This window comes from Vibrio sp. HS-50-1 (assembly GCF_024747315.1).
Lineage (GTDB): Bacteria > Pseudomonadota > Gammaproteobacteria > Enterobacterales > Vibrionaceae > Vibrio > Vibrio diabolicus.
The window spans coordinates 46684-69720 of the sequence record NZ_JAMPZF010000043.1 but is presented as its reverse complement, the minus strand read 5'-3'; the positions used below and the strand labels follow the sequence as shown (position 1 = coordinate 69720).

Annotated in this window: 17 protein-coding genes; 4 read left to right on the top strand and 13 right to left on the bottom strand. The window is 45.8% G+C overall.

What is annotated here, in order from left to right; translation table 11 throughout:
- Window positions 1–25: 25 nt before the first annotated feature.
- Window positions 26–1294 (bottom strand): O-acetylhomoserine aminocarboxypropyltransferase/cysteine synthase family protein, encoded by a 1269-nt coding sequence (locus NDJ01_RS18695; RefSeq protein ID WP_258587123.1) that lies wholly within the window; start codon window positions 1292–1294, stop codon window positions 26–28.
- 289 nt (window positions 1295–1583) lie between these two features.
- Between NDJ01_RS18695 and NDJ01_RS18690 the strand changes: the two genes are divergently transcribed.
- Window positions 1584–3329, top strand: coding sequence for an amidohydrolase (locus tag NDJ01_RS18690; RefSeq protein WP_065645085.1), 1746 nt, complete (start codon window positions 1584–1586; stop codon window positions 3327–3329).
- Window positions 3330–3392: 63 nt separating this feature from the next.
- Here NDJ01_RS18690 and NDJ01_RS18685 read toward each other — a convergent pair whose 3' ends face one another.
- Window positions 3393–4310, bottom strand: a complete 918-nt coding sequence (locus tag NDJ01_RS18685) for a LysR substrate-binding domain-containing protein (protein ID WP_258587122.1) — start codon at window positions 4308–4310, stop codon at window positions 3393–3395.
- Window positions 4311–4416: 106 nt separating this feature from the next.
- Between NDJ01_RS18685 and NDJ01_RS18680 the strand changes: the two genes are divergently transcribed.
- Window positions 4417–5673: a D-amino acid dehydrogenase gene (locus tag NDJ01_RS18680; RefSeq protein WP_170892538.1), complete on the top strand. Its 1257-nt coding sequence runs from the start codon at window positions 4417–4419 to the stop codon at window positions 5671–5673.
- Between the two features lie 306 nt (window positions 5674–5979).
- A complete protein-coding gene (locus NDJ01_RS18675; RefSeq protein WP_012842106.1) occupies window positions 5980–7527 on the top strand; it encodes a sodium:alanine symporter family protein in 1548 nt (515 codons plus the stop codon).
- 99 nt (window positions 7528–7626) lie between these two features.
- Here NDJ01_RS18675 and NDJ01_RS18670 read toward each other — a convergent pair whose 3' ends face one another.
- The 5 genes from NDJ01_RS18670 to guaB form a co-directional block, all read right to left on the bottom strand.
- The gene (locus NDJ01_RS18670) at window positions 7627–8217 is read right to left on the bottom strand and encodes an acetate uptake transporter (RefSeq protein ID WP_005391518.1); all 591 of its coding nucleotides are present in this window, start codon (window positions 8215–8217) and stop codon (window positions 7627–7629) included.
- A 182-nt stretch (window positions 8218–8399) separates the two neighbouring features.
- Window positions 8400–10103, bottom strand: coding sequence for a chitinase (locus NDJ01_RS18665; protein WP_053808716.1), 1704 nt, complete (start codon window positions 10101–10103; stop codon window positions 8400–8402).
- A 212-nt stretch (window positions 10104–10315) separates the two neighbouring features.
- On the bottom strand, window positions 10316–11839 hold the full coding sequence (locus tag NDJ01_RS18660) for a Na+/H+ antiporter NhaC family protein (protein WP_258587121.1): 1524 nt from the start codon (window positions 11837–11839) through the stop codon (window positions 10316–10318).
- 165 nt (window positions 11840–12004) lie between these two features.
- On the bottom strand, window positions 12005–13558 hold the full coding sequence (gene guaA, locus NDJ01_RS18655) for a glutamine-hydrolyzing GMP synthase (protein ID WP_005391523.1): 1554 nt from the start codon (window positions 13556–13558) through the stop codon (window positions 12005–12007).
- A 99-nt stretch (window positions 13559–13657) separates the two neighbouring features.
- Window positions 13658–15124 carry an IMP dehydrogenase gene (gene guaB / locus NDJ01_RS18650; RefSeq protein ID WP_005391524.1) on the bottom strand — a complete coding sequence of 489 codons (1467 nt, stop codon included), beginning with the start codon at window positions 15122–15124 and terminating at the stop codon, window positions 13658–13660.
- Window positions 15125–15355: 231 nt separating this feature from the next.
- On the opposite strand from guaB, the gene xseA reads away from it, so the two are divergent.
- A complete protein-coding gene (gene xseA / locus NDJ01_RS18645; RefSeq protein ID WP_258587120.1) occupies window positions 15356–16687 on the top strand; it encodes an exodeoxyribonuclease VII large subunit in 1332 nt (443 codons plus the stop codon).
- Between the two features lie 13 nt (window positions 16688–16700).
- On the opposite strand, the gene NDJ01_RS18640 is transcribed toward xseA, so the two are convergent.
- The 6 genes from NDJ01_RS18640 to hisS all read right to left on the bottom strand — a co-directional run bounded on the left by NDJ01_RS18640 (window position 16701) and on the right by hisS (window position 23015).
- Entirely contained in the window at window positions 16701–16925 is a 225-nt protein-coding gene (locus NDJ01_RS18640; protein WP_047010185.1) for a zinc ribbon domain-containing protein, read from the bottom strand.
- A 308-nt stretch (window positions 16926–17233) separates the two neighbouring features.
- Window positions 17234–18109 (bottom strand): alanyl-tRNA editing protein, encoded by an 876-nt coding sequence (locus NDJ01_RS18635; protein ID WP_139059878.1) that lies wholly within the window; start codon window positions 18107–18109, stop codon window positions 17234–17236.
- A 59-nt stretch (window positions 18110–18168) separates the two neighbouring features.
- Window positions 18169–19665 carry a ribosome biogenesis GTPase Der gene (gene der / locus NDJ01_RS18630; RefSeq protein WP_046874335.1) on the bottom strand — a complete coding sequence of 499 codons (1497 nt, stop codon included), beginning with the start codon at window positions 19663–19665 and terminating at the stop codon, window positions 18169–18171.
- Window positions 19666–19832: 167 nt separating this feature from the next.
- A complete protein-coding gene (bamB, locus tag NDJ01_RS18625) occupies window positions 19833–20993 on the bottom strand; it encodes an outer membrane protein assembly factor BamB (RefSeq protein WP_256899422.1) in 1161 nt (386 codons plus the stop codon).
- A 12-nt stretch (window positions 20994–21005) separates the two neighbouring features.
- Window positions 21006–21620 carry a YfgM family protein gene (locus NDJ01_RS18620; RefSeq protein ID WP_005381697.1) on the bottom strand — a complete coding sequence of 205 codons (615 nt, stop codon included), beginning with the start codon at window positions 21618–21620 and terminating at the stop codon, window positions 21006–21008.
- A gap of 126 nt (window positions 21621–21746) precedes the next feature.
- Window positions 21747–23015 (bottom strand): histidine--tRNA ligase, encoded by a 1269-nt coding sequence (gene hisS, locus NDJ01_RS18615; protein ID WP_046874336.1) that lies wholly within the window; start codon window positions 23013–23015, stop codon window positions 21747–21749.
- Window positions 23016–23037 lie beyond the last annotated feature (22 nt).

The following is a 23037-nucleotide window of genomic DNA, read 5'->3' as shown; positions in this document are numbered from 1 at the left end:
ACTAAAAGCTAAAAACAGGATCGTTTTACGTGTTTAGTGCCTGTTCTAAATCGGCTAGAATATCGTCAATGTGTTCAATACCCACCGATAAACGAATCATCTCTGGAGACACACCAGCTTGTTTTTGTTCTGCTTCGCTCAACTGACGATGGGTCGTCGAGGCGGGATGGCAAGCCAGTGATTTTGCATCGCCAATGTTCACCAAACGCTTAAAGATTTTCAAAGCATCATAAAAACGCACACCTGCGTCATAACCATCTTTTAAACCAAACGACAAAATCGCAGAAGGCTTACCTTTCATGTATTTTTCGGCGAGATGGAAGTGTTCAGAACTTGGCAAGCCGGCATAACTCACCCAGCTGACTTTGTCATTCTGTTCCAAGAATTCAGCCACTTTGAGTGTGTTCTCGGTATGGCGCTCCATACGCAGCGGTAACGTTTCTAGCCCTTGCATAAGCATAAATGCATTCATCGGTGATAATGCCGATCCGGTATTACGCAATGGTACGGTGCGCGCGCGCCCGATAAATGCCGCCTCACCAAACGCTTCGGTATACACCACGCCGTGGTAAGAAGGTTCTGGTTGGTTGAAAACGGGAAAGCGGTCTTTGTGCTGCGCCCAAGGGAATTTACCGGAATCCACAATCACGCCACCTAATGTGGTGCCATGCCCACCAACGTACTTAGTGAGAGAGTGAACGACGATATCCGCACCGAACTCGATGGGCTTGAACAGCACTGGCGTCGCGACGGTGTTATCCACAATCACAGGCACACCTTGTGCGTGAGCAAGCTCCGCCACACGTTCTAAATCGATGATATTACCCGCAGGGTTACCAATGCTCTCGCAATATACCGCTTTGGTATTTTCATCAATTAATTCGGCCAAACTTTCTGGCTTGTCATCTTTAGCAAACTTCACCTGAATACCCTGATTTGGCAGCATGTGCGCAAACAAGGTATAAGTACCGCCATAAAGTTGCGGCGTAGAAACGATGTTATCGCCCGCTTGTGCTAACGTCAGAATCGCATAGTTAATCGCTGCACTCCCCGCACTCACGACCAATCCAGCAATGCCGCCTTCTAACGCCGCCATGCGCTTTTCCAGAACGTCGTTAGTCGGATTCATGATGCGAGTGTAGATATTCCCCGGTACTTCCAAGTTAAACAGGTCAGCGCCGTGCTGCGCGTTATCAAACTCGTACGCGACCGTTTGATAAATCGGTGTCGCGACAGATTTAGTGGTAGGGTCAGTTTCGTAACCAAAGTGGATGGATAGCGTTTCGTCTTTCATGTTCTTCCTTGAGCGTCATCGAGATAAATCGTGGACTTATCATGCCGACTTTTTAACCACAGAACCTCGTTATGGGTCACATTGCCCAAGTCCAAAAACGTTTATGAAATGGGAAAAGGTAACATTTTTGATATTCATCGATAGGTATAACTTGCGCTTGATTGAAAGTCTTTAATCTTGTTGATAATCCTCCTTCAATATGAACTAAAGTGAATTTGACCTATTGAGTTCTCAAACTCATTGAGATGGGGGCAATAGGCAAAAACCTTACTCTGTATGGAGATGACCGATGAACAAAAACTGGATCCCTATTGCCCTCTCTGGGCTTGCTTTAACGGGGTGTTTTTCTGAAGAAGCGAAAGAAGTAGAAGCCGTCGCCGAGCCGCTAAAAGTAACCGCCGCAGACAAAATTTATTATGGTGGCGATATCCTAACCATGGCTGGCGATAAGCCAGAGTACACCGAAGCCGTCGCCACATTAGGCGAGAAAATCATTTATGTCGGCAGCAAAGATGGAGCGATGGAACACAAGTTCGATAAAACACTGTTGGTCAACTTAAAAGGCAAAACTATGTTGCCTGGCTTTGTTGATCCGCACAGTCATGTCTATGGTGTTGGTCTGCAAGCCATGGTCGCAAACGTGCTGCCATCTCCTGATGGCGAAGCCGATACCGTAGCGAAAATCATCGAAACTCTAAAAAATGCCGAGAACAATAATACGCAACGCCTATTCATTGAGAAAACGGGTTGGATTTTAGGTTTTGGTTACGACGACGCCCAACTGGATTACTACCCTACCAAAGCGGATCTCGATAAAGTCAGTACAGATAAGCCTGTATTGATCATCCACACTTCGGGGCATTTGAGTGTCGCAAACAGTAAAGCGCTAGAGCTAGCAGGCATCACGGCAGAATCGGAAGATCCAAAAGGTGGCATTATCCGCCGAATGGAAAACAGCCAAGAGCCAAATGGTGTCCTAGAAGAAAACGCGCACTTTGCAATGCTGTTCAACCTCAATAAGTTGATTGATTCTGAACTTCAAGATCGCATGTTAGAAGCCTCGCAAGGTATGTACGCGAAATATGGCTATACCACGGCTCAAGAAGGACGAGCAACATCAGAAGGTTATGAAGCGATGAAACGCGCGTCGAAAAACGACAAACTGATGATCGACTTGGTTGCGTACGCCGATATGGTATCGAGCAGCGATTTTATGGACTCGGAATACAACACGCCAGAGTACACCAACCATTTCCGCATCGGTGGCGTAAAGCTGAACTTTGATGGCTCTCCACAAGGTAAAACGGCATGGCTAAGTCAGCCTTACTTCCACCCACCACATGGACAAGATAAAGACTACGCTGGCTACCCAACTTTCGAAGATCAACAAGCTTACGATTACGTAGAAACAGCCTTTAAAAATGAATGGCAAGTGCTGACGCATGCCAATGGTGACGCGGCGATCGAGCAATTTATCAATGCGGTAACCAAAGCAAATGAAAAGCTAGGAAAGCAAGACCGCCGACCTGTTCTCATTCACGGCCAAACCATGCGCCAAGACCAAGTAGATCGCTTAGCTGCGCAAGGCATCTTCCCTTCTCTATTTCCAATGCATACTTTTTATTGGGGTGACTGGCATGTGGACTCGGTACTCGGCCATCCTCGTGCCGATTTCATTTCACCAACTCAAGCGGTGAGAAAGGCGGGGTTAAAATTCAGTACACACCATGACGCACCTGTGGCGCTGCCAAGTTCATTCCGAGTATTGGATGCGACCGTCAATCGCACCACCAGAACCGATAAAGTACTGGGGCCAGATCAGCGTGTTGACACGTATACCGCACTGCAAGCCATGACGATTTGGCCGGCTTACCAACACTTTGAGGAGTCGTATAAAGGTTCTATCGAAGTGGGCAAAAATGCGGATTTAATCATCCTCGATAACAACCCGATGAAGATTGAACCTAATGCGCTAAAAGACCTAAACGTGGAAGAAACCATCAGCCGAGGCGAGTCGGTTTATCAACGACAGTAATCCAAAATAAAACACCGCCGTCATCGAGGCGGTGTTTTCTATCTGACTCACCAAGTACTATATCTATTTGTTCGCCACTTGCTGTAATAACCAAGTACGAAACTTGTTTGTGGACTGGCTTCGTGTGTTCATGATCAAGTAGTACCCTGCATTGGCTGGAACCGGCTGAAAGGGAGAAACTAAACGCTCTGTCGTCAATTCATCCTCAATCAGTGCCATTCGTGCCATCGCAATCCCAACTCCTGCTTCCGCCGCAGACATCGCCATATCCGTTCTATTGAAAAAGTGTCCAACATCGGTTTTAAAGTCTAATCCCATTGCGGACGCCCAATATAGCCACTCATAGTCACGCGTCGCTTTTTCCCATGGCATCGCATCGTGTAGTAGCGTCGCCTCCTGCCATTTCTTCACTGACATTGAGGATTCTTGTTCATCAAAAGGCACTTTTAGCCAACCATGATCCTCAAGGTACTTCGGACTCATTACGGGCAGCAGTTGCTCATCCAAAATCAACTCCGCGTTAGCATTTCGGTAAGGATGAAGACCATAGTCTATCGCGACGTCATAGTCTTTTATCTCACTATTTACCAACGCCCCTTCCGCGAAGATTTGCACTTGGATATCCGGGTTCTCGTGATGAAAACTTTCCAGCTTTGGGACTAACCATTTAAAAGCAAAAGAAGGCGTTAATTTTAAGCGAATCTCATTGGTGTGCTTTTCTACTTTGAGCTCATCAAGCAGTTTGCTCAGCTCAGAAAAGTGAAACTGCGTTGCTTGGTGTAACTGAGTGCCTTTAGCGGTTAAACGAATACCGCGGGAATGGCGTTCAAATAAAGTAAAACCTAATAACGCTTCCAAATGAATAATTTGTTGGCTCACGGCTCCCGTAGTGAGGTGCAAAAACCTAGCCGCGCCAGTAAAGCTGCTGTGTTCCGCGACTTGGCTAAACAGACACAAGCCACTTATTAAATTACTTCTCATCCTTGAGCCTATAGTTTTTCTAAACGCTGTATGTAATTTATATCGATTGTTAACAAAAGGTAAAGAAAAGAAACTAACCACTCTGATAAATGTGTGGAGTACATCAATGGAAGTCATCGTATTAGGCAGCGGCGTCATCGGCTTAACCTCTGCTTGGTATTTATCTCAAGCAGGCTATCAAGTTACGGTTATTGACCGTCAACCAAGCAGTGCAATGGAAACAAGTTTCGCCAATGCTGGGCAGATCTCGTACGGCTATTCTTCGCCTTGGGCTGCGCCTGGTGTTCCTGTTAAAGCCATAAAGTGGTTAATGGAAGAGCATGCTCCACTCAAAATCAAACCAACCCTCAATGCCGATATGATCAGTTGGGCAAGTAAGATGGTGGCCAACTGCACCCTGTCTCGCTACCAAGTCAACAAAGCTCGCATGCTTTCGATAGCTAACCACAGTCGTATGTGTCTGGAACAATTACGTCAAGAACATGCCATTGAATATCAAGGTCGCCAGTTCGGCACCTTGCAAGTATTTCGAACGCCTCAACAGCTGCAAGCCATTGAAAAGGATATGCAGCTTCTAGAGCAAAGCGGGACTCGGTTTGAGTTGATGGACGTAGAACGCTGCATTGAACAAGAACCTGGACTGGATCTTGTGAAAGATAAACTGGTTGGTGGCTTGCATCTGCCAGATGACGAAACAGGCGATTGCTATCAGTTTTGCCAACAACTAACAGAGCTCGCTAAGGCCCATGGCGTGAGGTTCGAGTTCGACACCGAAGTAAGCAATTGGGTTACAGTAGGCAAAAAGATCATAGGTGTCCAAACGAATCGAGGACAGTTTAAAGCGGACCAATATGTGGTTGCCTCTGGCAGCTATTCTACAGCGCTACTCAAGCAACTCGACATTGAGATTCCTGTCTATCCAGTAAAAGGCTATTCGCTCACCATCCCAATGGAAGATGAGCACTTCTCTCCTCGCTCTACTGTGATGGATGAAACCTATAAAGTCGCCATGACTCGGTTTGATGACAGAATTCGCGTAGCGGGCACCGCAGAATTAGCAGGGTTTGATGCCTCCCTTCCGCAAAAACGAAAAAATACCATCGAAATGGTCATCCGTGATCTTTTCCCTCGCTGCGGCGACTTTAGCCAAGCCGAGTTTTGGAGTGGCTTTAGACCAATGACGCCTGATGGCACACCGATTATCGGCGCGACCAAATACGATAACCTTTTTACTAACACCGGACACGGCACTCTGGGTTGGACTATGGCTTGTGGTTCTGGCCACTTGCTAGCGAGCATTATGGTTGGTGAAAAAGCGAAAGTGATGGATGACACAGAGCTTAACCTTTGCCGTTATGCATAAGGACATATCTGCATAAAAACAAACAGGCCTTTACTCCACAAAATGCATAATATTTGGCATTTTCAACTCATCAAATATGCAGCACATTTTAATGACAATGTGCTGCATATTTAATCACCAGACAAATCTTCTACCCCAAAGGAGCAAATAAGCAACAAGAACTAAATTTTAACAATCACTCTCTATTCTGTGTTCACCATCACGCTACAAAGGATTTATAGCCAAAAAAGTTAACAATTGCATTACATAAAGGGTAATGTATTGTGTGAAAAACAACCACAAACACAACTAACAGGGAAAATACTCATGCAGTCATTAGTTGATTTTCTGAATGGAATTATTTGGAGCCCGGTACTGATCTATTTGTGCCTTGGTGCAGGTTTGTTCTATTCAATCATGACGCGTTTTGTACAAATTCGTCACTTCTTTGAGATGTGGCGCTTATTACTTTCAGGGAAGAGTTCAACAAAAGGGATATCATCATTTCAGGCACTTGCCGTTTCACTATCTGGCCGTGTAGGTACAGGTAACATTGCTGGTGTTGCTGCCGCTATCGGTTTTGGTGGACCAGGCGCCGTATTCTGGATGTGGGTCGTTGCCTTCTTTGGTGCAGCAACCGCATACGCAGAGTCGACACTTGCACAAATCTATAAAGAAGAAGACGAAGGTGAATTCCGTGGTGGTCCTGCTTACTACATTGAAAAAGCAATGGGACAAAAATGGTACGCTTGGATCTTCGCTATCGCAACCATCTTTGCATGTGGTGTTCTACTTCCTGGCGTTCAATCGAACAGCATCGGTAACGCAGTAGAAGCAGCATTTGGCTCAGGTGACATGATTGAAACCGCTATTGGTACCTTCAGTTTTGCTAAAATTTTCACTGGTACGGTTGTCTGTGTCATTCTGGCCTTCATCATCTTCGGTGGCGTAAAACGTATTGCGAACTTTACCCAAATCGTTGTGCCATTTATGGCGCTGGCTTACATCATCACTGCATTTGTCATCATCCTTCTAAACATTGGTGAGGTTCCACGCATTTTCGGCATGATCATTGGTGACGCGTTCACACCAATGGCAGGTGTTGGTGCGGCAATCGGTTGGGGTGTAAAACGTGGCGTTTACTCCAACGAAGCAGGTCAAGGTACTGGTCCTCACGCTGCAGCTGCAGCGAGTGTTGATCACCCAGCTCAGCAAGGTCTTGTTCAATCTTTCTCTATTTACATCGATACACTACTTGTGTGTTCAGCAACCGCGTTTATGATTCTTATCACTGGCGCGTACAACGTAAATGGTGCAGTTGAAGGTACGTTCCTAATTCAAAACCTACCGGCTGATATTGGTGCGAATGGTCCTGTATTTACGCAAATGGCGATCGAAAGTGCGCTACCTGGTGTGGGTAAGCCATTCATCGCAATCGCACTCTTCTTCTTTGCGTTTACGACCATTCTGGCTTACTACTACATTGCAGAAACGAACATTGCTTACATTCGTCGTACATTCAAAGTAAATGGGCTGATGTTTATTCTGAAAGTCATCATTATTTCATCCGTGTTCTACGGAACCGTGAAAACCGCCAACTTAGCCTGGGCGATGGGTGATGTAGGTGTAGGTCTAATGGCATGGCTTAACATCGTCGGTATTTTGATCATCTTCTTTATGTCGAAACCAGCTCTCAAAGCATTGAACGATTACGAAGAACAACAAAAACGTGGTGTGACCGACTTTACATTCAACCCTGTAGCGCTAGGCATTAAAGGCGCAGATTACTGGGAAGATAAGTACAAGCGTAAAACGGGTAAGGCACCAACGGCAGACAACAGTACTACAGAAACTGTTGAACAACCATCAACATAGCCTTAACGCATAAACAAGAAAAAGCAGTGGTCCGTTTAAGGGCATAAAAAAGGGGATTAACCATTGGTTAATCCCCTTTTCTGCATTATGTGTAAAGGATTAAGCAGCGACAGCTTCAACTTTACGAGCGATTTTTGCTTTACCTACAGGTAGAACTTCACGACCAAATTCGTTGTTTAGTACTTGTGCCATTGCGAAGTAAATCGCGCTTGCACCACAGAAGATACCTTCGAAACCAGCGATAGCACCGATCACTTCACTACCAGTAAAGTCACGAGCTGCGAGTAGGAAAAACAAGATAGTTAGAGAACCAAATACCACTTGCTTCGCTGTTGGGTAGCATAGAGAACCAATGAACATGAAACCAGTGAAGATACCCCATAACGCTAGGTACCAACCCATAAAGCTTGCTGGGCTTGCAGGAAGACCCATGTGAGGCATTACGATCAAGCCTACTAGTGTTAGCCAAAATAGACCGTAAGAAGTAAACGCAGTTGTGCCGAACGTGTCGCCGCGTTTAAAGCACATGATGCCAACGATTACTTGGCTAAGGCCACCGTAAAAGATGCCCATCGCTAGAATCATAGAGTCAATTGGGAAAAATCCTGCATTATGAATATTAAGCAGAATAGTGGTCATACCGAAACCCATTAGACCTAGCGGTGCTGGGTTAGCCAGTTTTGTCGACATGTACAAATACCTTTTTTCAAAAATGTTGATAAAAAATGCGCGCGAATTTTAATGGGCTCCAGAACAAAAGAGAAAAGCTGTTATTGAAAACTTAGATTCCATAAATAAACCACTACATATATAAAAAAAGACCCTGCGAAAAAGCAGAGTCTTTATATATGGTTAGGTTATTTTTCACTCGATTACTGGCAAGAAATCTCGTCCCAGAACCAGTTGCTCTGCGTTGGGCTTTCCCACACTCCAGGGCCATTTTTCGCAACAAAACATTTGTTTTGGTACGTCACTTTATCGCCGTTAGCGACTTGCGTTACGCCCGGCTCCCACTGAATAAAATTACCTGTCACTGGTGGTTCTGGCTCGGTTACTGGTGGCTCAGGTTCTGTGACGGGCGGTTCTGGCTCAGTCACCGGTGGTTCAGGTTCCGTTGTAGGCGGCTCTGTCGGAGTGCCCGAGATCAACTTCCACGGGCCACCTTGCGTGGGTTCATTACCTTGTGACCACCATTTCGCTTCATAAACAGCACCTTGGTAAGAGACTTGATCACCTGTGTTATACACTTTGCCTGCATCCCAAGCCGCCACGCCACCTACAGGTGGATCGACCGGATCAACAGGGTCTAGTTTTTCAACCACACGAACTTCTGGCCACCCCGCATGAGATTGGTAGAAGTTAGTTACGCACTTCTCGTAATCACCCGCAACTAGCGCAGAGTAAGCCGTTTGGAAACCAACCAACTCACATTCAAACGAATGGCCTCCAGGGCGATCTGAGTAGTATTTCCAGTTACCATCCCAGTTGGTGTAAAGCACGTCTGTCGCACCATTTAGGTTCAGACTGCCGTAAGGCGTCTGCTGCCAACAAGTGTTTGTTTCATCAGCTTCAATTGGAATTTGATAATGGGCGGCAAGACCTTCCCAATAACGAATACGGTTAACAGGTTGACCTTTATCCTTGTTTTGCTCACCACACTCAATACCACCATTGATCACGTTGATGGTGGTACCAAAGCCGTAACCAATACCAGCATCAAGTTCACGCTGTGAAGGCACCCAAGTACGGTCAATCACATGTAGCATTGCAGGTTTCGGTGCTTGTGGAGTTAGGAAGAACCAGATAGCCGATGCTAAGTTCAACCATGAATCCGCAACCAAGCCTGGATTTTTTAGCAATACAGATGCATCACCATCAAACATCACTTCAGAGAACGCGCCATAGTTAAAATGGTAAGAAAGCTGTTTAGCACCACGTCCAAAGTAACCTTGTCCTGGTTCACATGGCCAACGCTTGTTTTGCCAGTCATTCTGACCACAACCTGTCGTGTAACCTTCTTGACCTTCTGACCAGCCCATTTCACGCACATGAACCAAAGCTTGCTGCCACTCTTCCAATCCAAGAGGGTTATCTGATACGTTATCAATCGAAATATGACCACCAGTTTCCTGCGCAAAGTGAGCAAAGGCTGTCACGATCGATTTTTTACAAATCGCATCCGAATCTCGCCCATCCGTGTACTCACCACAGAATGCAGGGAACTTACCAATTGCACGTAGGAAACGCGTGTAAGTGTATTCAGGTGCCGCCATTTGAGTCAGGAAGTCCCACTCACTTTCAGGGAACACACGCTCTACACGCTTCACGTTTTCTGGATTGGTTGCCGCTCCAGGAACAATCGCCTCCACCACTGAGTTCGGGCGCGTCTCTAATGCTTGTGACCAAATGGCATACATAGGGTCAGAGGTTTTGCTTTGCTCTACGGCTTGAACGTCACCACGAGCAATGACATAGCCGTTTGGATTCTGCGGATCGGGCTGGATATTCATACTCGCATTCGCTTGTGCAGCTAGGACACAACTCAATGCAAGAGGAAGATGTTTGAGTGCAAACATGTCTATTCTCCGGGTTTCAACAATACAATATACAAGGAATAACTAGACATATAGTGGATCATATATACAAAACGCCGAGCTAAGTGCGTTGATTCTGCGAGACAAAATGAATAAATAAGTCCTCGCACACATTTTGTCACAAGAAAAATGTTACCTTGACTCAAAAGAAAAGCGGAGGCCCAATGAGCCTCCGCTTTATGATATTTCTATCTTTATTGTTCTGCCGAAACCACGTCTAGCTTCGCGGTTGATTTTTGTTTAGACAACACAAAATAAACCACACACTGGGCAACAATGGCGGCAAGCACAATCACTGGCGAGGCGTTGATTCCAGCTAAAAGGAAACACCCTAATGCAATCATTCCATTGAGTAATGCGTAAGGCAACTGTGTACGGAAGTGCTCATACTGCTCACACCCTGCCCCTGTCGACGACAAAATCGTCGTTTCAGAGATTGGCGAGCAGTGATCGCCAAACAGGCCACCAGATAACACCGCACCAATACAAACTAACAAAGGAGCATCAATCGCGACGGCCGTTGGGATCACCAATGGCATCATGATGGCGAATGTCCCCCAAGATGATCCCGTCGCAAACGAGATAATACCAGCAAGCAAAAAGGCGACTGCTGGCAATAGCCAATACGGGAAACCGGCTTGAGCTTGTTCAGCAATGTATGCAGCTGCACCTAATTCTTTCCCAACCGAGCTAAGCGCCCAAGCCAATACCAGAATCACCGCCACTGACATCATGTTTGACATCCCTTTCAGATAAACCTGAATACCATCCGAAAGCTTTCTTACGCCATAAAACGCCATCAGCGCAATTAAAGTGAAGGCCGCGAAGAAGTATGCAGAAGAAAGTGCAGCCCTAAACGTTGATCCTGCCACTTTTTGAAATGGAAAACCGTGTGGCACGAGGATGGTACATAGAACCACCAGCATAACGAGCAAAGGCGCCCAGACAAAACTGGGTTTTGCATTTTTATGCGTAAATACATTCATCGATTCCTGAACTTTTCCAAAGTCGGAACCCTGCTCTGCTAGTTGTTCAGCCTTCGCCATCGGTCCGAAATCTAATTTGAAGAAAGAGACAATCGGCACAATCGCGATCGCAAGAAAGGCGTAAAACTGATACGGAATCGCACCAATGAAAGCATCCCAGTCACTCATAGTGACATTCAGGGCAGTAAACTCTTTTTGAATCAACCCCATGATGTAAACACCCCATCCGATAAAAGGAATCAAGATTGCGACCGGAGAGGAAGTCGAATCGATAATAAAAGCTAATTTTTGGCGTGATACTTTTAACTTATCAAATAAAGGGCGAAAAACAGGACCAACAATCAACGGTGTACCAAGGTCAGAGAAGAAAATAACCACACCACCGAACCATGCGGACAGTTGAGCTTGGCACTTACTCGCCACCCATTGAGTGACCTTTTTAGCAAAAGCAACACCACCACCAGACTTTTCCATCAGCGCAACGAAACCACCAATGAACACTAATAACAAAATCACACCAGCGTTGTAGCTATCGGTAAGTTGCGGCAGTAGATAGCTTTTCATCAACGCACTAAACGAGTCTAGTGGTCCTTTTTCGACAAATGTCCCTTCAAGCATAGCGACGCCACTGACCACACCAGCGAATAAACCAACGACGACATTTCTCGTCTTCAGCGCGAGGAAAAGAGTAATAAGGATGGGAATGAGAGAGGTAACGTCAGCCTGTTCCATAGCAATACCATTTATAATATTCAAACAATTAAAATGAATATATATTTAATTTTAACGCATGTATATATCTCCTATAAAAAAGTTGAGTCCCCTATTCACAAATTTGAAGCACAAAAAAACCAGCCCGGAGGCTGGTTCTTATAAACTCAACAGTCTAGAGGAAAATTATTCCCACTCGATAGTCGCTGGTGGCTTACCAGAAATGTCGTAAACAACACGAGAAATGCCATCAACTTCGTTGATAATACGGTTAGATACCTTACCTAGGAAGTCATATGGTAGGTGTGCCCAATGGGCAGTCATAAAGTCGATGGTTTCTACTGCACGCAGTGATACAACCCAGTCGTATTTACGGCCATCGCCCATTACACCTACAGAGCGAACTGGTAGGAATACCGTGAACGCTTGAGATACTTTGTCATATAGGTCTGCAGCGTGAAGCTCTTCAATGAAGATAGCATCAGCACGACGTAGCAAGTCACAGTATTCTTTCTTGATTTCACCAAGAACACGAACACCTAGACCTGGACCTGGGAATGGGTGGCGGTAAAGCATGTTATAAGGCAGGCCTAGCTCTAGACCAATCTTACGTACTTCATCTTTGAACAGCTCACGTAGTGGCTCAACAAGACCCATTTCCATTTCATCTGGTAGACCGCCCACGTTATGGTGTGATTTGATCACGTGCGCTTTACCAGTCTTAGATGCCGCAGACTCGATTACGTCTGGGTAGATGGTACCTTGCGCTAGCCATTTTGCATTTTTTAGCTTTTTCGACTCTTCATCGAATACATCTACGAATACGTGGCCGATTGTCTTACGCTTCTCTTCAGGATCAGACTTGCCTTTCAGTGCTTCAAGGAAACGATCTTCTGCATCAACTTTGATGATGTTTAGGCCGAACTTATCGCCAAACATATCCATCACTTGTTGGCCTTCGTTTAAACGAAGTAGACCGTTATCGACAAATACACACGTTAGCTTGTCGCCAATTGCGCGGTGCACCAGCATCGCAACAACAGATGAATCCACACCACCAGATAAGCCTAGGATAACTTCGTCGTCACCCACTTGCTCTTTAATGCGAGCAACCGCGTCTTCGATGATAGATTCCGATGTCCATAGACGCTCACAGCCACATACACCAAGAACAAAGTTCTCAAGCATTTGTAGGCCACCTTTTGTGTGTGTCACTTCTGGGTGGAACTGAACGCCGTAGTATTTCTTCTCTTCGTTCGCCATCGCAGCATAAGGACAAGTGTCTGTCTCACCAACTTTTACGAAATCGGCTGGGATCTCTACTACTTTGTCGCCGTGGCTCATCCAAACGTCTTGAGTTGCTTCAAGATCTTTAAATAAGGCACATTCACCAGAAACTTTAACCTGAGCGTAGCCAAACTCACGTTCGTTAGAGCCTGCTACTTTGCCACCTAGTTGTTCCGCCATAGTTTGCATGCCGTAACATACGCCAAGTAGAGGAACACCAGAATCAAACACATATTGAGGCGCGCGTGGAGAGTTCTCTTCTGTTACGCTTTCTGGACCGCCAGATAGGATAATGCCATCTGGGTTGAATTCGCGAATATCCGCTTCTTCTACATCCCAGCTCCATAGTTCACAGTAAACGCCGATTTCACGTACGCGGCGTGCTACTAATTGAGTGTACTGAGAACCGAAGTCCAAGATCAGAATACGTTGGTCATGGATATTTTTAGTCATTTTGAGCAGTCTTTTTAAGGCTAAGTGATTAAAACCGAGGCGAGTGTACTCGCCTCTTCTTAATGCTTCAAGGAAAAAGCAAACGTTTTCGTTAGGTAATTAGTTCCCTAGACGGTAGTTCGGCGCTTCCTTAGTAATTTGAACATCGTGTACATGAGACTCTTGCATACCTGCACCAGAGATACGTACAAATTCAGCTTTCGTACGCATATCTTCGATAGTTGCAGAACCAGTTAGACCCATGCTTGAACGTAGACCACCCATTTGTTGGTGTACGATCTCTTTTAGACGGCCTTTGTATGCGATACGACCTTCGATACCTTCTGGTACTAGCTTGTCCGCTGCGTTGTCAGACTGGAAGTAACGGTCAGAAGAACCTTGAGACATTGCACCAAGAGAACCCATGCCACGGTAAGACTTGTAAGAACGGCCGTTGTATAGAATCACTTCACCCGGCGCTTCTTCAGTACCTGCAAACATAGAACCAACCATCACACATGATGCGCCCGCTACGATTGCTTTACAGATGTCACCTGAGAAACGGATACCACCGTCAGCGATAACTGGAATACCATAATCATTAGCCACTTCTGCCGCATCTGCGATTGCAGTGATTTGTGGAACCCCCACACCCGTTACAATACGAGTTGTACAGATAGAACCAGGGCCGATACCAACTTTCACTGCGCTTACGCCAGCTTCGATTAGTGCTTTAGCACCAGCACCTGTTGCTACGTTACCACCGATGATGTCTAGATCTGGGTAAGCTGCACGTGTTTCACGAATGCGGCTTAGAACACCTTCAGAATGACCGTGTGAAGAGTCGATAAGTAGAACGTCAACGCCAGCTTCAACTAGTGCAGCAACTCGCTCTTCGTTACCAGCACCAGCACCAACTGCTGCGCCAACACGTAGGCGACCACGCTCATCTTTACATGCGTTTGGTTTACGTTCTGCTTTGTGGAAGTCTTTCGCAGTAATCATACCGGTTAGTTGGAACTCATCATTCACAACCAATACTTTCTCTACGCGAGCTTCGTGCATTTTCTCTTGCACTTCTTCTCGTGTTGCACCTTCTTTAACTGCTGCCAACTTCTCTTTTGGCGTCATTACTGAAGATACTTTCTTAGAAAGGTCCGTCACAAAACGAACGTCACGACCAGTGATAATACCAACAAGCTCATTGCTCTCAGTGACAACAGGGAAACCTGCAAAACCATGCTTTTCAGTGAGTGCAACAACATCAGCGATGGTCGCGTCAGGGTTTACTGTAACCGCGTCAGTCACCATACCAGCTTCGAACTTCTTAACTTTACGAACTTCGGCTGCCTGCTGCTCAATAGACATGTTCTTGTGGATAAAGCCAATGCCACCCTCTTGCGCTAGCGCGATCGCTAGACGAGCTTCAGTAACAGTGTCCATAGACGCTGAAATCATTGGGATGTTTAGGGTGATGTTCTTAGTTAGCTGAGTGCGAAGATCAGCTGTGTTTGGGAGAACGGTGGAGTGTGCTGGCACAAGTAGTACGTCATCGAATGTCAGCGCTTCTTTGGCAATTCTTAGCATTTGCAATATCTCACAATTAGAGGAGTAAAAAGAACAATCCAATCTCATCGTTTCGCATAATGAGGGTAACCTGTGTTAGCAACAAGCTACATTTGGATTAGATATTGCGGAGGGATTATACGGTTAACGCAATCGCTTGACCACAAATTTTTTAATTTTTTTCTTGCAATTACCCCCTTGCTATGTATTATATTTCCGCTAATTTCCATACTCACGTCTAAGAGATTAGCTGTGCTCTCCAAGACCAATCAAAACATCTTTACTGTTTCTCGTCTCAACGCAGAAGTTCGTTTACTCCTTGAAAACGAAATGGGGATCGTTTGGCTCGTCGGAGAGATATCCAACTTCTCAGCTCCTGTCTCTGGTCACTGGTACCTCACTCTTAAAGACTCTCGCGCTCAAGTTAAATGTGCCATGTTTCGTGGTAACAATCGCCGTGTTACTTTCAAGCCCGCTAACGGTAATCAAGTCCTAGTAAAAGCTCGTCTTTCTCTTTATGAGCCTCGCGGTGACTACCAATTGATCATCGAAAGCATGCAACCGGAAGGTGACGGCCGTCTTCAGCAAGAGTTTGAAGAGCTGAAAATGAAGCTTGCAGCAGAAGGGTTGTTCGCGCAAATCAATAAGCAATCTTTGCCTGAGCACCCTAAACGTGTTGGCGTCATCACATCGAAAACTGGTGCCGCGCTTTACGATATCTTAGACGTATTGAAACGTCGTGATCCTTCCCTACCCGTTGTGATTTATCCGACAGTGGTACAAGGTGAGGACGCAGCCATTCAAATTGCACAAGCCATTGGTCGCGCTAACAGCCGTGATGAATGTGATGTGCTAATTGTGGGCCGAGGTGGTGGTTCATTAGAAGACTTATGGTGCTTTAACAACGAGATATTAGCTCGCACGATTGCAGCAAGCCAAATTCCTATTATTAGCGCCGTTGGACATGAAGTTGACGTGACAATAGCTGATTTTGTCGCCGACGTACGCGCGCCTACTCCATCAGCAGCCGCTGAGCTAGTAAGCCGTGATAACAGCCACAAAGATCAAGCTTTAGTTACCCGCCAGCATAAGTTAGCGAGCGCGATGCGTTACTACCTAGCACAACAAAAGCAGCAATCTGCTCAATTAGTGCACCGTCTAGAGAGACAGCACCCAAGCTATCGCTTGCAACGTCAGACGCAACAGTTAGATGAGTTGGACATGCGCTTACAGCGAGCGATGAGTCGTTTTATTGCCTTGCGTCAACAGCGAATCGAGCGTCAACATTATCGGCTGCAATTAAATTCTCCTGTAACACGCCTTGCCGAGCAGAAGTCGAAGCTAGAACGTGTTGAGCAAAAGCTCATGGATGCAATGGATCGCAAGTTACTGACTATGCGCCATCAACTCTCGATTGCTGCAGAGAAGTTAGACACCGTCAGCCCGCTAGCGACATTGAAACGAGGTTACTCAATTACTCAAACTGAGCAAGGTAAAGTGATTACTCAATCTTCAGATGTAAAATCGGGAGATGTATTGATTACTCGATTAGCCGAAGGCGACGTTCGTTCTACCGTTAACTGAATACAAACTCTGGTTAAGTGACTTTCTGGAACTCAAATCGGACACGTGATTTTGATTTGAGTTCATTACACACATTACAAAAGTAACTCGCAGCACCGCATGCTTGCAGCTTCTCCAGCTCCGCCTCACAATCAGGGCAAAAACCTACTTTTTTAAAATCCGATTCACACTGTGCACAATGGTATTGTCCTGTCCATTCCAGTTCGACATTGCAAGTCGGGCAAATGTTCTGCTGCATATCCCGTTCCTCTCTCTAAACTAAGCAATTTCGAGTAACGCATGCTACTCAAAATAACGAACAAGTATGTTGATCTTCATCACCGCCCCAACAAGTTTCACGAGGCGCTAACCATACTTGATAAGTAGGATCTTATACTGATCGTCTGATATTTACTCCTTGATCAGCGATCACCCCTTAAAAGAATATTTATATAACCACACACCGAAAGCATAAGTTACATATTCTGCATTCCAATTTAAGGCAGAATAAAAACCTAATTTTAATTTAATTAAACGAAAAATTAGAATTTAATAAAAAGATCTTATTCAGAAAGCAGTGTTTACATTGGTGTGCATTTCGATAGTTTGAGCGTCGAGCTCAACGAGTTTAACTTGGATAAAAGCAAACTCATTTAAATGGCTCGCATGCGTTCCACCACAAGGGATTACCGCTAATTGACCTTCCCCTAAATCGCACTTCCAATAGCGAGAATCCGTTAATCTGTCGCCGTGGCATTCCATGGTGATCATCGCATCTCTTTGAAGCCATTCAACCAGTTGGCCATTCACTTTTTCTGCAATCGCCTGGAGGTCATTCAGCATATCTGCACTGTTTAATCCTCTTTTACGGAGTGTTTTGCCTAAACGGTACGTATCGAGGCACTTGTCTGGAGTAACATAACTCGTAACTTGTGCATAGCTATTAAAGTCATAATAACCATGTGGGTCTTTGCGGTCTGCGTCTTTTCGCCAATAGTCTTCCGCTAGTACTTTATTCAACGCCAAATACGCTAAGTGTCCTGCAGTGTGGCCTCGGCTCAAAGCATTTTGATAGTCTTTATCTACCGCTAATATTACCAAGTCATTAATTGCAAGTGATTCCGTACGTGATAAAACATGCACGACGACAAACACCCAACCTTCAGCATCACGCTTTACAGGGATGTCACTACCCACATACAAAGCACCACTCTCCTGCTCCACTGATCCAACTTGGCAATCTACCACGTCATGCTCAGCCCCATTCACCTTCAACGTTCCTTTGTCTGCAGGGTGATCCGGCCATATGTGACTGACGGGATGGAACGGCGTGACATCTGTAATAACGTAAGTCACTTCTTCCGTAGATTGAACGAGCTGTATTTGTGCTTCTAATTGCCATGTTTGATGACAAAAACGAGTCTTTGTTGCTGTGATAGTCATTTTTACGATTACTTTTGATAAAAAAATACCCAAGTAGAAACTTGGGTATTCGAATTTCATTATTTATTGCGGTTTTTCACCATCGACATCATACGCTTACGTTTACGCTCTTGTGATAGAGTAAGCTTATTCGTACGGTTCTCGTATGGGTTATCACTGTTGTGGAAGTTAATGCGAATCGGTGTTCCCATAATTTCCAGAGACTTACGGAAGTAGTTCATTAGATAACGTTTATACGAATCTGGCAATTCACGAACCATGTTACCGTGGATAACAACGATCGGTGGGTTGTAACCACCTGCGTGTGCGTATTTGAGTTTGATACGACGACCACGAACCATTGGCGGCTGGTGATCATCCACTGCCATCTTCATGATACGCGTCAGTACTGACGTACCCACGCGCGTTGTCGCCGAGTTATATGCTTCTTGGATAGATTCAAACAAGTGACCAACGCCAGTACCGTGCAGCGCAGAGATAAAGTGGATACGCGCGAAATCGACGAATCCTAGACGGCGGTCCAGTTCTTTCTTCACGCTTTCTTTCACGTCACTGTCTAGACCATCCCACTTGTTAACGGCGATGACAATTGAGCGGCCAGCATTCAGTGCAAAACCAAGCAAGCTTAGGTCTTGGTCTGAAATATTTTCACGTGCATCAATCACCAGTAGAACGACGTTTGCATCTTCTACCGCTTTCAGCGTCTTAACAACAGAGAACTTTTCAACCGTTTCATTGATACGACCACGACGACGAACACCTGCGGTATCAATTAGTACGTATTCGCGTCCATCACGCTCCATCGGGATGTAGATAGAATCACGCGTCGTACCAGGCATATCGTATACAACCACACGTTCTTCACCCAGAATACGGTTAGTCAGTGTCGATTTACCTACGTTAGGACGACCGATGATCGCCAACTTAATCGGCTGCTCTTGAAGGCGCTTGAATTCAGCTTCTGCGTCTTCTTCAGTGTAATCTTCAACAAGAGGCTCTTCGTCTTCGAATCCAGTCAGGTCTTCAATCTCACCGTCTTCAGACTCACTTGTTAGTAGATCATCAAAGAATGGAGATAAAGCACGCTCAAGCAGAGCGGTCACACCACGGCCATGAGCGGCCGCAATCTGGTACATATCATCCACGCCGAGCTGCCAAAAATCAGCACACGCCGCATCGGCATCAATACCATCTATTTTGTTTACCACCAGCATCGCTGGCTTTTCAATTTTACGCAGATGCGCAGCAATTGCTGCATCTGAAGGAGTCAGACCAGCACGACCGTCAACAAGGAACAATACAACATCAGCCTCATCAATCGCGGCTAATGACTGTTCTGCCATCTTTGTTTCCACGCCTTCTTCTGTGCCATCAATACCGCCGGTATCAATCACAATGAATTCGTGCTCTTCACCAAGTCTCGCCTGGCCATACTTACGGTCTCGCGTTAGGCCTGGAAAGTCCGCAACCAACGCGTCACGAGTGCGAGTCAATCGGTTAAATAGTGTAGATTTACCTACGTTCGGACGCCCTACTAGAGCTACAACAGGTACCATAACAACCTCTACAATAATCTTTCTTCTGTAGTTATAGGTAACGACTTGCTCGATGCCAAATCAAACCAGCTTTTTACCTATAACCACGTCAGGGTTAATAAATTCAAACAACAAAACGGCTCCTAGCTGTCACCAGCCAGGAGCCGAATGTGAATTATATCACGATATTATTCGTTAATGGTTAGTTTCTTTACATCGCCGTTGCGAGTTGTAATCACATAACCATCCGACAATAACGTCGGGCCAACGGCCAAGCCGCTATCATCGATAAACTGCTGCGCAACAAATTCGCCTGTTGAACGATCCATCCAGTGAAGGTAACCAAGCGTGTCACCGACAACGAGATAATTGCCGACAATAACTGGCGCTGTAAGTTGTCGGTGCTCAAGCAAGCTGTTTTCCCACAACTCAGTCCCACTTCGTGAATCAACGGCAACAACATGATCTTTTTCCGTTATCACAAAGATGCGGCTACCATCTGTAGAAATGTCTGTTGCAGATGAGTAATTACGCTTCCAAATCGGGTTCGCTGAACGCAAATCAATGGCGATAAGTTGACCATTGTATCCAATGGTGAAAAGAGTACCGCCTAACACAATTGGCGATGAATCAACATCAACCAAACGATCAATTTCTGTCGCGCCTTTTGGCGTACCAACAGGCTGTTGCCAAATCAGCTGACCACGCTCAACGATAGCAGCTGCGAGTCGGCCATTTGCCGTTCCCCAAAATACACCGCCGCCAATTGCAGTCGGAGTACTGTCGCCACGTAAAGTTAGGTTCGGCACTTCTGTACTCAATGCCCAGCGTTGCTCACCTGTACTCTCATTAAGGGCAATCAACATGCCTCGGCTCGTATTGATGATAATAAGGCCTGAATCTGCAACTGGCTTCGCCAGTACCTCACCACCAACTTTCACACGCCAAACAACTTCACCTGTTTCTTGGTCAAGAGAGATGACTTCACCATTCTCAGAGCCAATATAAAGGTTTCCGTATGCTGCTGTGATACCACCAGAGAGACGAGCAATGACATCTTCTTCTAGGTCCGTTTGCCAACGTTGTTTACCATTCTCAGGATCCAGCGCTTTTACTAAGCCATCGCGACTTGCCACGAACAATGTATCATTCGCAAATACAGGGGATAGCTTTGAAAAGTAATGACCAACACCATCGCCAACCGATGTACTCCACTCACTACTGGTTGTAAACTCACTGTCTACCTGAGGTAGTGGCGCCATTACAATGGTATCTTTCTCACCAGCACAACCGGCAAGAATTCCCATTGTTAACGCCCCTAACAAGGCTTTGTTAAAGACTCTTTTCATCCAATGCGGTCCTTATTTCGCCAGATCGTCCAATTTCATTTGTAGTGTCGGGCTTGCGTCTGCCGCTTGCTGAGCTTCAGTATACGCAGCGTATGCGGCATCTTTGTCACCTTGGCGAATCGCAATATCGCCACGAAGTTCAGCAATACGACCTGTCCATGCTGTATCAGTGACGTTACTTAGCTCTGCCGTTGCAGCGTCGAAGTTACCCATTTCCGTCTCAATACGCGCAATGCGGTAACTAATCAATGGTAACAGCGCAGCATCTTGAGTGTTGCTTTGCGCCCACTTCAATTGCTCTAATGCAGCAGAAAGATCTTGAGCTTCAACTTGTGCTTTAGCAAGTTGTAGCGCAGCCAATACTGAATATTCTTTTACTTCATTTGACTCAATGAAAGCTTTCACGTCAGCTTGAGCATCAGTACCTTTATCTTGCAAAGCATTCATTGCTGTCGTGTAGCTTTGAGAAGCTGCTTCACTCGCCTGAATCACAGAATCCTGGTAGTAACGCCAGCCAAATAAACCACCTAAGCCAACAACCGCACCGATGATGACGGCTTTGCCGTTTTCCTTCCACCAGTCTTTAATGGCTTCAACTTGTTGTTCTTCAGTATCGTAAAGTTCCACTTCCTGTCCTCTTAAAACATGTAAATGGCAGCTTAGCTGCCATTGTTCCTATTTCGTTTAAAGGCTCCACATTTGGGAGCCTTAGCTTACGAACTAGGATGTAATTTTGTTAGATTACTAAAAGACTTAAATCAGTGCTGCGATCTTTTCTGCAACTTCGGCTTGGTTGTAAGTCTCTTGCTCACCACCAGCCAAGTCTTTCAGTACTACGGTGTTATCCGCAACTTCGTTTTCGCCCAGAACCAATGCTACTACAGCACCAACTTTGTCTGCGCGTTTAAACTGTTTCTTGAAGTTACCGCCACCGAAGTGATTCATCACACGAACGCCAGGGATAGACTCACGAAGCTGCTCTGCTAGCTTCATTCCTGCCATCATGGTGCCTTCGCCTGCTGTTACTACGTAAACATCCACACTGCGACGAACGTCTGTTAGTTCTAGTGTTTCTAGCATCAGAACAAGACGCTCTAGGCCCATTGCAAAGCCAACGGCTGGTGTTGGTTTACCACCTAATTGCTCTACAAGACCATCGTAGCGACCACCGCCACAAACGGTGCCTTGAGCACCTAGGCTTTCAGTGATCCATTCAAATACCGTGCGGTTGTAGTAATCCAGACCACGAACTAGACGTTCGTTAACTGTGTATTCGATACCTGCGGCGTCTAAAAGTTCACATAGACCTGCGAAGTGTGCTTTAGATTCTTCACCTAAGTAATCTGAAAGGCGAGGTGCATCACCTAAAATAGCTTGAACGTCTGGGTTCTTCGTATCCAGAACACGCAGTGGGTTCGTGTGCATGCGACGCTTACAATCTTCGTCTAGCACATCAATATGTTGCTCAAGGAACGCAACCAGTGCAGTACGGTAGTCTGCGCGGTCTTCTTGAGAACCGATAGAGTTCAGCTCAAGACGAACATGTTCATTGATACCTAGCTCACGCCATAGTCGAGCCGTCATCATGATAAGCTCTGCATCAACATCTGGACCATTTAGACCAAACACCTCAACACCACACTGGTGGAATTGACGGTAACGACCTTTCTGCGGACGCTCATGACGGAACATAGGCCCCATGTACCACAGACGCTGTTCATCACGGTTGATAAGGCTGTTTTGAATACATGAACGTACACAACCCGCCGTACCTTCAGGGCGAAGTGTTAGGCTGTCTCCGTTACGATCATCAAAGGTGTACATTTCTTTTGAAACGACGTCTGTCTCTTCACCAACAGCGCGGCTGAATAGGTTTGTTTCTTCAACGATTGGCATGCGCACTTCGTTATAACCGTATGCGCTAATTACATTTTTCACTGTGTTTTCTAGTTTTTGCCACAGTGGCGACTGAGTTGGGAGGCAATCGTTCATGCCTCGAATTGCTTGAATTGTTTTTGCCACAATACTTACCGTAATTCTCGTT